11 protein-coding genes are annotated in these 11,921 nt (G+C 69.5%); 2 read left to right on the plus strand and 9 right to left on the minus strand.

The window, feature by feature from the left end; all coding sequences use genetic code 11:
- Window positions 1-56: 56 nt before the first annotated feature.
- Window positions 57-254 carry a DUF5800 family protein gene (locus ACZ432_RS14530; protein ID WP_058366789.1) on the minus strand — a complete coding sequence of 66 codons (198 nt, stop codon included), beginning with the start codon at window positions 252-254 and terminating at the stop codon, window positions 57-59.
- 75 nt (window positions 255-329) lie between these two features.
- Window positions 330-1,586 (minus strand): UbiA family prenyltransferase, encoded by a 1,257-nt coding sequence (locus tag ACZ432_RS14535; RefSeq protein ID WP_426963855.1) that lies wholly within the window; start codon window positions 1,584-1,586, stop codon window positions 330-332.
- A 138-nt stretch (window positions 1,587-1,724) separates the two neighbouring features.
- Between ACZ432_RS14535 and ACZ432_RS14540 the strand changes: the two genes are divergently transcribed.
- Window positions 1,725-3,098: a polymer-forming cytoskeletal protein gene (locus ACZ432_RS14540; RefSeq protein ID WP_426963854.1), complete on the plus strand. Its 1,374-nt coding sequence runs from the start codon at window positions 1,725-1,727 to the stop codon at window positions 3,096-3,098.
- Window positions 3,099-3,192: 94 nt separating this feature from the next.
- Here the strand turns inward: ACZ432_RS14540 and ACZ432_RS14545 are convergent, their stop codons facing one another.
- Window positions 3,193-3,954, minus strand: a complete 762-nt coding sequence (locus ACZ432_RS14545; protein ID WP_426963852.1) for a ribonuclease H-like domain-containing protein — start codon at window positions 3,952-3,954, stop codon at window positions 3,193-3,195.
- An 89-nt stretch (window positions 3,955-4,043) separates the two neighbouring features.
- Here ACZ432_RS14545 and ACZ432_RS14550 point away from each other — a divergent pair, with 89 nt between their 5' ends.
- On the plus strand, window positions 4,044-4,742 hold the full coding sequence (locus ACZ432_RS14550) for an SOS response-associated peptidase (protein ID WP_426963851.1): 699 nt from the start codon (window positions 4,044-4,046) through the stop codon (window positions 4,740-4,742).
- Window positions 4,743-4,760: 18 nt separating this feature from the next.
- On the opposite strand, the gene ACZ432_RS14555 is transcribed toward ACZ432_RS14550, so the two are convergent.
- From ACZ432_RS14555 to ACZ432_RS14580, 6 genes are all read right to left on the minus strand, one after another.
- Window positions 4,761-5,696 (minus strand): cation diffusion facilitator family transporter, encoded by a 936-nt coding sequence (locus tag ACZ432_RS14555; protein ID WP_426963850.1) that lies wholly within the window; start codon window positions 5,694-5,696, stop codon window positions 4,761-4,763.
- 318 nt (window positions 5,697-6,014) lie between these two features.
- Window positions 6,015-7,082, minus strand: a complete 1,068-nt coding sequence (locus ACZ432_RS14560) for a tyrosine-type recombinase/integrase (RefSeq protein ID WP_426963849.1) — start codon at window positions 7,080-7,082, stop codon at window positions 6,015-6,017.
- Window positions 7,079-7,480: a DUF5805 domain-containing protein gene (locus ACZ432_RS14565; RefSeq protein ID WP_426963847.1), complete on the minus strand. Its 402-nt coding sequence runs from the start codon at window positions 7,478-7,480 to the stop codon at window positions 7,079-7,081. Before ACZ432_RS14565 ends, ACZ432_RS14560 begins: the two co-directional genes overlap by 4 nt.
- Window positions 7,481-8,685: 1,205 nt before the next feature.
- Entirely contained in the window at window positions 8,686-9,582 is an 897-nt protein-coding gene (locus ACZ432_RS14570) for a hypothetical protein (RefSeq protein WP_426963846.1), read from the minus strand.
- Window positions 9,583-9,656: 74 nt separating this feature from the next.
- A complete protein-coding gene (locus tag ACZ432_RS14575) occupies window positions 9,657-11,288 on the minus strand; it encodes a hypothetical protein (protein ID WP_426963845.1) in 1,632 nt (543 codons plus the stop codon).
- A gap of 64 nt (window positions 11,289-11,352) precedes the next feature.
- Window positions 11,353-11,799: a universal stress protein gene (locus tag ACZ432_RS14580; protein WP_426963844.1), complete on the minus strand. Its 447-nt coding sequence runs from the start codon at window positions 11,797-11,799 to the stop codon at window positions 11,353-11,355.
- Between the last annotated feature and the right edge of the window lie 122 nt (window positions 11,800-11,921).

Below are 11,921 nucleotides of genomic sequence, written 5' to 3' on the forward strand. Positions count from 1 at the left end.
TTTCGGTCGGTCGCGGCCGCCTCGCGCCCCCGCGTGCGGCGGTCGGCCCCGGCCGCTTAGAGGACGTCGCCGACGCGCCGCGGCTCGCCCGACAGGTCGGGGTCCTCGGCGACGATCTGGAGGATCTCGTGGTCGGTCACGTCCTGATAGTTCTTCCCGGTGGCCTCCTCGATCAGGTCGACCTCCAGTTCGAACTCCGTGCCCTCGTACACCACGTCGACGCCGTCCTCGCGGATGGACAGTACCGTGCTCATGCCGCGTCGTACGCCGCAGTCATTTATAAGGCCACGGTGACGGCGTCGACGCGGTCGGGACTCGACCGCCGCCCGTCAGTCGTCCACGTCCGCGACGGTGTCGGGGGCGTCGGCGGAGGTGCCGGGGTCGCCGGTCGCGCCTTCGAGCGACGTTCCGGCGTCGACCGCGGCCGGCCCGTCCGCCCGCCGCAGCGTCTCGTGGAACCCGATCACCAGCGCGGGAACGACGACCATGAACAGGTGCTCCTCGACCGGGATGCCGAACAGGTCGTAACCCGTGCGCGCGACGATGGCGAAGACGCCGACCTCCAGCGTGTACCAGTCCCAGACGTACGCCACGGGGTACAGCGCCAGCACCGTCCGCGCGGCACTCCACAGCGCCTCCGCGCGGTACAGCAGGGCGAACGCGAGCGCGCCGAAGACGACCTCCGTCGCGAGGTAGGTGTAGGGGCCGAGGGCCGTGATGTCGGGGAGACCGACCCCCGAGAGCGGCCGGAACCACACCGCTACGAGCAGGGCGGCCAAGAACAGGTAGGTCCCGCGCACGAGGAGCATGGTGGCCAGGTCGGAGGGCGCGCGGTAGGCGACCGCCGCGACCGCGAGCAGGGCGATCGCGGCCGCGGGCGCGGCGGGCGGGAACAGGCCCGCGACGGTGAACCACAGCACCGCGATACAGCCGACGAGCAGCAGCGCGTACGCGAGGCGTCGCGCGCGGACGCGACCGAGCACCACCGCGACCGTGCGCTTGTCGATGGAGCGGTCGTACGCGAGGTCCGCCTCGTCGTCGACCACCTTCACGCCGGTGAGGACGACCAGGAACACGGCCGCGAACGCGAGCGTGGCGGGCGCCGCGCTCCCTGCCTGCACCACGGCGCCGCCGATCATCGCGACCGCGATGCCCGCCGGGTAGCCCATCGTCGCGCCGAGGGTGTGCACGTCGAGTTGTGGCGCGTGGAGGTAGCCGATCAGCCACATCGGCGCGGTCACCGCCGCCGCGGCGGGGCCGGCCGCGAGCCACAGCGCGGTCAGACAGCCCAGGAAGCCGACCGCCGCGCCCGCGAGTGCGAGCCGGCACCCCCGCGCCGTCAGGGGGTGGTCGTCGTCCTCCCCGCGGACGTGGAAGTCGACGTAGCCGTCCTTCACGTGCGCGGTGTAGACGGCGAAGAAGGCGGCCAGCGCGTGGACAGCGCCCAACCCGACCGAGAACTCGCCGGCGACGGCCGCGCCGAACCACGAGGCGGCCAGCGGCGGGAGCATGAACACCGGGTGCACCTGCGAGGCGAGCGCGCGACCGGCGGCGCCGACGCCCGCACCGTGCCGGGAAACGTTCATCGTACCTGATAATTCGCCCGCTCCCGCTTCAGTGTTGTGTGGTGTGTGGGCATGCAACAGTACAGGTTCGGGAGCGGCGTCCGCCGCGCGTCCGACGCCCCCCGACCGTTTATGCCCGTCGGGCGTCTGCGACCGTGTGTGTCACTCAGGGGGGACCCGATCGCCGAACTGTCGGTGCCGTCGGGGACGACCGTCGAGGAGCACGACCTCGTCACCGACGGGGACGTGCTGGTCGGCGGCCAGTCGACGGTGGAGTTCGGGGTCCGCGGGCGGAACGTCGCGGCCGGCGAGCGCGCCTCCTTCGGCAACGACATCGAGGCCGAGGGGGACTGCCGACTGGACATGCTGTGTGACGTGGACGGGAACGTCCTCGTCGGCGACGACGCGTACCTCGGCGAGCGGGTCCACATCACCGGCCGGCTGATGGTCTCCGGCGACCTCGACATCGGCGACGACGTGGACATCGAGGAGGGGTTCGAGGCCAACGGCTGGATCGTGATCCGCAACCCGGTGCCGACGCTCGTCTTCTACTTCATCGTCCTCTCGCAGCTGCTCCGGCTGGGCGAGGCGGACGCCGCGGACGACCTCGCGGAGGCGCTGTCGGGCGAGGAGGACCCGCGCGATCCCCTCGTCATCCCCCGCGGCGCGGAGGTCTCCGACGACGCGTGGCGCGTCTCCACGCCCGCCACGATCGGCGACGACTGCCGCCTCCACGGCAACGTCCGCGCCGAGGAGATCGCGGTCGGCCGCGACAACAACGTATTCGGGTCGCTGCGCGCTCGCGGCGACATAACCGTCGGCGAGGGAACGCTCGTCCACGGCGACGTGACCACGCGCCGCGGGACGGTCACGGTCGAGCCGGGCGCACAGATCCGCGGCGACGTGGTCGCGGGCGACCTGATCGTCCACGAGGGCGCCGAGATCGAGGGGACGCTGCGCGCCCGCGGCGAGATGAAACTCGTGCGACCGAAAGACGGCGCGGCCGGTGGGCCCAACGAGACCGACGAGGCCGACGACGGGACCGAGCGCGACGAGGCCGAAGAGACCGACGACGGGACCGAGCGCGACGAGACCGACGATACCGACGACGGGGCCGAGCGCGACGAGGCGAGGACTCCCGGGGGCGATGCCGAGGATGTGGACGACGGGTCCGCCGACGGTGAGGGGCCTGAGGGGGACGGTGAGCCTGGGGATGACGATAGGGTCGACCAGGATGATGAGGTCGACCACGACGATAAGGCCGAGAGTGTCGGCGTGTCAGAAGACGGTGACGCGACCGAGGACAGCGACGAACCGGCGGATGACGAAGCCGAGACCGGCGCCGGGGAGGACGAGGAGTCGACCGAACGCGTGGAGAGGGCGGGCGACGACGCGGACGGAGTGACCGCAGCCATCCTCGACGACGAGTTGGACCCCGACGCGGTTCGCGGGACGACCGAGCACGCGGCCGGCGACGCTGACGAAGCCGACGAGTCCGACGACGACGAACCGGCGGAGGGCTCCGCGAGCTAGCGTCACCGACCGCCCGCTGTCTCTCGACCCGGGTCGGTGACGAGCGCGTCCGCCGGCGTGGAACGGTTCGCGGTCGGTTCGACCGCGGGTTTTGCTACGGCTCGACGACCGGCGAGAAGACGTCGTCGTGGAGCGTTTCACAGACCGTGTCGGCGAGCGCACGCAGGTTGACCGCGTCCTCGCGGTTGTAGGAGACGAGCGTCTCCAGCGACGACTCGTCGCCGCGCTCGTACTCGCGCCAGAGCCGCACGGCGTCGCGCCCGGAGATGTCCGGCCGGTCGCGGTCGATGCCGAGTTCTTTCTCGATGGGCTTGAGCCCCCCCGAGAGCCCGATCCGCTTGCAGGGGTACATCAGGTCGAGGTGCGGCGTCTCCACCTCGATGTCGAGGCTCGTCTCCAGGAACGGCACGTCGAAGCGGGCGCCGTTGAACGTCGCCAGCAATTCGGCCTCGCGAAACTGCTCGCGCACGCGCTCGGCCGTGAGGTCCTCGCCCTGCACCAGCGTCGTCGTCTCGCCGTCTCGGTGAAAGCTGACCGTCGTCACCTCGTCGCGGCGCTCGTCCAGTCCGGTGGTCTCGATGTCGAAGAAGCAGGTCTCCGCGCGGAAGTTCTCGTAGAGTCGCCAGCGCTCGCCCGAGGGGAAGGCGCCGTCGAAGAACGCGGCGTTTCCGTCGTCGAGGTGCGTCCACGCCTCCGCGATGAACGACTCGATGCGGCCGGCGGTCGTCGGACCCACCCCGGACACGTCCGCGGACGGGTCGAACGCGTCCCAGTCGGTCATCCCGCGCTCCCAGAGCCGGCGCTCGGTCGCCTCGCCGACCCCCCGAACGGGGATGAAGCTGTTCTCGATGCGCATACCGGACCCCCGCGCTCGCCGGCCTTCAACCTCGCGCTCCGGCGACCGCGTCCCGCCGGCTTATGACCGCGGCGCGCCAACGACCGCTCATGTGCGGCCGTTACAGTCTGACCGCTTCCCGCGACGCCCTCGAAGCCCGGTTCGGGGCCGCCTTCCCCGAACACGAGCCACGCTACAACTGCGCGCCCGGCCAGCGGCTGCCGTTCATCTCGGCGTCGGAGCCGGACGAGGCGACCCGCGGCGAGTGGGGGTTCACGCCGACGTGGGCCGACGACGCGTTCGGCCAGATCAACGCTCGCGCCGAGACCGTCCGCGAGAAGCCGGCGTTCCGCGACGCCTTCGAGGCGCGGCGCTGCGTCGTCCCCGCGGACGGGTTCTACGAGTGGACCGAGACGGGCGGACGCAAGCGCCCGCATCGGGTCGCATTCGCAGACGACCGCCCGTTCCTCATGGCGGGGATCCACGCGCGCTGGGAGGATCCCGATGCCGCGGCACAGACCGGCCTCGACGCCTTCGGCGGCGGTACAGCGACGGACGAAAATGAGGCGGGCCCGACGGAGACGTTCGCGGTGCTCACGACCGATCCGAACGACCTCGTCGCCGACCTCCACCACCGCATGGCGGTTATCCTGACCCCCGACGACGCTGAGACGTACCTCCACGGGAGCCCCGAGGAGGCGGCCGCGCAGCTACGGACGTATCCCGCCGACGAGTTGCGGAGCTACCCGGTGTCGACGCGCGTCAACGACCCCGCGAACGACGATCCGGGCCTCGTCGACCCGGTCTGAGGCCGCCCGCTTCGGCGATCACTCCGAGGGTCGCTCGCCCCCGTCGCCGGACTCCGGTGCGTCCTTCCACTCGCCGAGGCCCGACGGGTCGAGATGGACGTGGACGTCGCCGACGCCCTCCATCCCGCGGAGGCGACTCACGACTTCCGTTTCCACGTCGTGGGCTTCGCGGAACGGCAGGCTCCCGTCGACCTCGACGTGGACCTCGACTTCCAGGTCGGTCCCGTCGTAGAAGACGCGCAGGTCGTGGATCCCCTCGACCTCGGCGTGTTCGCGGATCGCCTCCACGATCCGCCGTCGTTCGCCCTCCGGCGGCGCCGCACCCACGAGGTAGTCGACGTTCTCCCGGGCGATCTCGACCCCCTGATAGACGACGAGGACGCTGACGAGCGCGCCGGCGAGCGGGTCCAGGATCGGGTATCCGACGTACACGCCGAGGATCCCCACCATCGCGGCCACCGTCGTGTAGATGTCGTTCAGGCAGTCGGCCACCAGCGCGCTCAGCGCGGCCGATCCGAGGTCCGCGTTCACCCACGCGGTGTATCGGTAGACGACGTACATATCCAGCATCGCGAAGCCGAGCGCCGCGACCAGTACCGGACTGAACGTCACGCCGGCCCCCTCCAGGAGGCCGAGGGCGGACTCCCGGAGCAGGTTCAGCCCCAGGACGACGATCACCGCGCCGACGAACAGCGCCGTGAGCGGTTCGATCCGCTGGTGGCCGTGCGGGTGCCCCTCGTCGGCGGTCTCGTACCGGCTGCCGCCCCACAGGAACACGACCACGCTGGCGACCAGGTCCGCGACAGAGTGGGCGGCGTCAGCGACCAGCGCCACGCTGCCGAACGCGACGCCTGCGGCCCCCTCGACGGCGATCTTCACCGCGTTTCCGAGGACGTTGACCAGCGCCGCCCGTCCGAACCGGCGGCGGTCGTCCGTCGAGGTCCCCTCCGACATGGACGCACCTCGTCGCCCCCCGGTCTTAAGCCATGTGTCAGCCGACCCCGCGGCCGCCGCGGGCCCGGAGCCGGTTCGCGATCTCGGAGTCTGGGTTCGGAGTCTCGGTTCGGAGTCTCGGTTCGGAGTCTCGGTTCCACCGCCTCTCTGCCCGACCCACCGATCGGTCCCGGATTTCCCGCCTCGATCGGAGTAGCTACCGCCCGAAACTCTATATCGCGCTATGAAGTTTATGAGTTCGTTCTCGATCAGACTTTCGACGGTTCCACGACAACGCAATTGCTGCGGGCGTCTCCCAAAAATCGCTCTGGAGGGTTCTCAGACGCCGAGACGGAAGACGTTCGCCTCGTAGGTCTCCCGGACCTGTCCGCCCCAGTTGTGGGTGTAGGTGTCGATGATGTCGTCGGCGACGTCGCCTCGGAGGTACTTCACCACGCCGCGGTCGCCGGTTCTGTCCCGCAGGTGGGTGGTGAAGAAGTGGCGGAAGTAGTGGGGCGTGACGTTCTCCGCGGCGCCGCCGCCGGTGCGGTACCAGCCACGCTCGCGAGCGTGCTGCTCGACGATGTGGCGGACGGTCTCGGGGTCGACGCGCTCGCCCCAGCCGTCGGCGGTCCCCACGAACAGGGGATCGGCCTCGGAGACGCCGTCGGGACGCACTGCGAGCCACCGCTTGAGCGTCCGCGCGAGCTCGTCGTCGACCGGTATCACGGTATCCCGTTTGCGCTTGTTCGCGGCCGTCCGCACCTCCCCGTTGAGGGGCTCGCCGACCGCGGCGTCGGCGGTGACGAACACCGAGTCCGGGCGCGAATCGAGCGCCGGTCGCGTCCCCAGCTCGAAGCCCTCCTGCAGTTCCGGGTCCGTCAGGGAGACGTCCCGGAGGTCGAGGTTGCAGAGTTCGCCCACGCGCATGCCGGTCTTTAAGAGCGTCACCACGAGCGCACGGTGGAGTGGGTGCCGGATCGACCCCACGAACGACCGCATCGTGGGGACGTCGATCTCCCGGCGGGCGGGGTCCTTGTCGACCGACTCGTCCATCTCCTCCATCACGAGTGTCATGGGGTTGGCGTCGAAGGCGCCCACCTGCGTCATGTAGGCGTAAAAGCGGTGGAGATACGCCGCGTACGTCGCGACCGTGCTCGCGGCCGCCTCGCCCCGCAGCGAGTGGACGAACGCCATGCAGTCGCGGTGCGTGGCCTCGCTGGGCGCGACGGAGACGCCGCGCGGGTTCGTCTCGGGGTCCGACAGGAATTCCTCGAACCGCCGCAGGACGCGCTCGTAGGCCGTCCGCGTCCGGTCCGTCTTTCCGTGGAAAGTGAGGTCTTCCAGGAAGTATCCGACCGGATCGGCGGGATCGACCGCGTCGGTGCCGGTGGCCCGTCCGCTCATCGCTGGTCGCCCATCAGGACGTACCCCCCTTCGCGGCCGCTGTACCGAACCCGGTCCTCGGACTGGAGGTCATCGAGCGCGTTCTCCAGTCGCTCCTCGAGGTCGCCCGAGAGAGCGTCGAGCAGATCCTCCCACGAGAGCGGCCCCTCCCGAGACAGCACCGATTCGACCCGGCTTTCGAGGCCGTTACCCCCAGGGTTCGTCCCCTCCTCGTCGCCCTCCTCGGGGTTACTCCCGTTCCCCGTCGTGAACCCCCGTCTCCCGGCCTGTACCATCGTTCGCACGAACTCGCTCTGGCTCATGTCGAGTTCGTCCGCGTGCCGCTTCCACTCGGATTTTTGGTAGGACGGTACGTACGTCTTCACCGCCGTTCGATCGGTGTCCGGTTCCGACGACATTCGTGATCCGAGGCTCGCCCGCCCCGCTAATCAATCTATCCCCACACTGGTGGATAAGAGACCTTATCAAAATATCCGGCACCATAATACGACCACCATTCTACGCATATCTGGAAAAACATGACCATCAAACGGCCGAGATAGTCCCAAAATATTGGATAATGAATCGACGTCCGAAGCGAATTCCGTTCTTAGAGAACGGTCAAAAATTTCGCTGTCGACCGCCGGTTCGTCCCGCCTCTCGAGCAAAGAGAGATTCCCGTTCGGCACATTCATCAGTTTTCGGATACTTCATCTCCGCCGTTCGCTGACCCGACCCGCGTGGAATACGGCCGCGACTTGAGCAGACGCCTGACTAGTCCGACCGGGCCCCTCCCCCGAGAGTCACGGGCGACGCTGCGACGTGAGCTCCGGCCGACCACGTCGACCGCGAAGTCGGGACAGGAGTTCGGGCGGACGACGAACCGTCCCGGCAGCGACGGCTTCCGGGGCTCCGGCTCCGCCGGTATGGGGGTGTCTCGAACATGAGGCGGCCGGATCGGCGACCGCGAGTCGCCACGGCGTCGGCCGCGGAGCCGCGCCGGCCTGCGTGACGAATTCCCCGCCCCCAGCGACGGCTGACGGGCCCGGGATCCCGGACGCCACCGATACCGCGGCCGAGCGGTGAGACGACGAGCGCGGAAGGACCCTGATCGTAACCGCGGCTTTGACGCCGGATGGACGTATTCCCGGTGAGCGGTCCCTCCCGAGCCATCCCGACACAGAACCCGCATGAGACCGCGTGAACGCGTTTCTCGGCGTCTTCCGCCTGACGGACACACACCGAAACCGTTCCGTCTCGGCGCTGCACGCGGTCGTGAGAACTGGACGCGTTCGGGAAGCACCTCGAGTCGGCGTCGGTCGGCGATCGGGCTTCGCAGGGCCTCGGAGCCAGTCCGAGGTGGAGCCCTCGATGGAGACGATTCCGGACAAACCCATTACCGATATGGCGAGATCTCTCCCGTGTTTCCGTTTCTTCTCCGAGGACGGGAACGGCCAGCAGCGAACACATAAACTACATTCCGCTATACCTAATTCGTCCGTATCGGTCGCCGTGTTCGAGCCAGGATCGCCGGGCGGATCGACAAGTCCTACTGGAGACGGCGGCCGAACTCGAGAACAGGCGTCAGAACCGCACACCGCGTCCGCAGTCGAGTGTCCGGGGTTCAGACCGTGAGCGCCGACTCGAGGTCGGGGCCGACGAGCAGTTCGCGGACGCGCTCGACCGACGGATCGGCTTCGGCGCGGTTCTCCATGAGCACCGTTTCGCTCGGGAACAGGTGCTCGCCGAGGACGAGTCCGTGGTCGCGGGCGGTCGAGCCGGTCACGGTGAGGTAGACGCCGAGGCCCGTCTCCGCGATGGCCGCCTCCTCCTCCTGGTCCGGGTCGGGATACGCGAAGTCGACGTCCGCGAGCGCGTCGGTTCCGAGGACGGCCGTCACCAGGCGCTCGTACCGGGGGGAGATACAGAGCGGACCCTCGTAGTCGGCGACGAACGCGCGGTCGAGGTCGGTCCCGGAGGGCAGCACGTCGGGGGTGGCCATCAGGGTGTGGTAGACGGTGTCGCCGAGGCCCGTGACGACGCGCACGTCCGTATCCCGAGGGTCGATCCGGCGGTTGATGTCGGCGAGTTCGGCGATGCCCTCCCGCTCGATGCCGACGACCTCCTCGAGGACCAGGTCCGCGGAGTCGAACCCGAGCGCGAACTCGTGCGTTCTGAGCGCGCGGAACGGCTCCTCGCGGCCGACGAGCTTCACGGACACGTCACCGATCTCGACGGTCGCGGCGTCGAAGACGATCCGGCGCGGCTTGCCGTCCCGGTCGTCCCGCAGCAGAGTGTACTCGGGCGCGGCGGGGGCTTCGTGGTCGGAGTAGTCCGCGAGTCGCTCGTAGGGACCGCGGTCCGCATCGAGTTCGTCCTTCGTGACGGCCTTCTCGTAGCGGAGCGTGCTGCTCACGTCGTCGGCGAGCGGCGCCGCGTCACCGACGTGCGCGAGACGCTCGAGCACGGCTTCGAGCGGTCGGCCCTTGCGCGGGACGGCGACCGGAACCGGCGTAGTCATTGGCGACGTTCAGGGAGCGCGGGTAAAACGGGTTGCGTTTCCGGCGTGCTACCGAGCAGGCCGGGGCGTGAGGGTCAGGCGCCGAATGCGTCGCTGAGCCGCTCGCGGAACTCCTCCAGCTCCGCGAGCTCCTCGTCGATGCGGGCGATCTCACCCTCCAGTTCCTCGAGAGACACCTCGCTGTCGCCCACGGTGTCCTCGACCGTCTTCTCGACCTCGACGAGCCGAGCGTCCACTTCGGCGATGTCGTCCCACACGTCGCCGAGCTCGTCGTCGATCGTCTCCGCGTGGTCCTCGACCGCGCCGACGCGGTCGTCGGTCGTCTCGAGGTCGTCGGCGAGCGCGGACACCTCGTCGCGCACGCTCTCGACGAACTCCTCGACGTCGGCCACGTCGTCCGCGAGCCCCTCCCGCTCGGAGTCGGCCCGCTCGGCCCGGACGCTGAGGTCCCCGACCGCGTCGTCGAGGTCGTCTATCTCGGTTTGGATCTCCGCGAGAACGCCGTCGGCGGTCCCCTCCTCGTCGATGAACGTCTGGAGCGCCTCCACGTACGCCGCGAGGTCGCCGAGCCGGGACTGCACCCGGCTGAGCCGGACGTCGACGCTGTTCGGCGTGCCGAGGTCGAGTTCCTCCTGTAACACGTCGAGGTCTTCCTCGTCGACCTCGCCGGAGCGGATCTCCGCGGCCAGCGCCGCCGCGACTCCCCCGGTCTCCGTCACCGGGGCCGCGTCGCTCCCGTCGTCCTCGTCGGTCCCACCGCTCTCGTCGCCCGTCGCGTCCGACCGTCCGTCCGTCGCGTCGTCCGCATCCGGCTCCGACGCCGCGTCGTCGGCTTCCGCGCCTCCGGACTCGCCGGCCTGCGGTTTCTCGATCCGGGTGTCGTGCGGGGTGACCGCCGCGATCGCCTCGTCCGGGACGGGACGAGGATCGGGGGACTCGGGCTCGTCGGTCTGCGGCTCGGCGGGCTGCAGTTCGTCGACGCCGATGTCCGGGGCGACGGAGTCGGTCGGTTCCGTCCCGTCCGGCTCCTCGTCCGCGCCCGTTACGACCGGATCAACGGGTTCGGCGGACTCGGCGGACTCCGCGGACTCGGCGGGTTCGGCGGACTCGTCCGGATCCGGAGCGTCGAGCCCGTCGAGCGGGTCGGCCGCCTCCGCGGGGTCCGCGGCCGCCGCCACGGCGTCCTGTGACGCGCCGGTTCCACCGGTATCCTCGGCGGCCCCGCCAGTGTCGGGTTCCTGTTCGGGTTCGTCCATGCCCGGGAGCGAGGACCGCTCGCCGCCGAGCACGTCGCGGACGACCTCCGCGCCGTCCGCGCCGAGCACGTCGTCCATCTCCTCGCCCTCGCGCGCCGTCTCCACGGTGGGAACGCCGAGGAACGCGTCGGTGTCCGGGTCGTCGTCCCGGATTCCGTACACCGTCGTCAGCGTCTCGCCCGGTTCGAACACGCGCTCGAACTCGACGCGGTGGTCGTTGTAGGCGGTCCAGTCCTCGCTCTCGTAGTCGGGGTGGAACCCGACGCGGTCCATCGGGAACGACTCCGGAATGTCGTCCACGATCCGGAGTCGGGCGGGGTCCTCGCGGTCCGAAGCTATCTCGAACACCACTGCGGGGACCGGGAACTCGTCGTTCGAGAAGGACTTCGAGACCCTGATGCCCCCGTCCTCGACGGACACGGCCGCGTCGTCGGTCGTCGGGTCGCTCATGGACCACCGGTTCGCGACGACTAACTTAAATTACACGGGCCGATCCTCCGCGCTGATAACCGGATCAGACCGTCAGTACCGTTACGGGGCCGTCGAAGTCGAGGACGATCCGCTGCGTCTCGTCGCCGAAGATGGCCTTCCCCGTCGGTGAGCGCTTCTGTCCGGTGACGAAGACGTGGTCGCAGTCGTAGCGGTCGGCCTCGGTCAGCACCGTCTCCCCCATGTCGCCGATGGCGCCGTGGGCCTCCCACTCCACGTCGAGGTCGTCGAGCACCTCGCGGCCCACGTCCGCGGCGTAGTTCTTCGCGCCCTGCATCGCCTGCGTCACGCTGTAGGAGGCCTCGTAGTTGGAGATCTCCTCGAGTTCGACGCGCTGGTCGTTGTACTCCTCCTCGGTGGTCCCGTACAGCAGCGTCAGCTTCGCGTCGACGCCCGCGGCGAGTTCGCCCGCCTCGCGCACGAGTTCCTTCGACTCCTCCGTGGGTCCGACGACCGCGAGTGCGTGATCCATATGGCGCGCAATTTCCCACGGACTGTAAAAACGTGTGGGATCGTGACGGATCGGTTCGGAGTCCCGACCACTCCCTGACCCCCCGGTTGTCCAGAGCGGTGCTGTGGCGGTATCGGTGCAGT

It is taken from the genome of Haloparvum alkalitolerans (assembly GCF_055381565.1).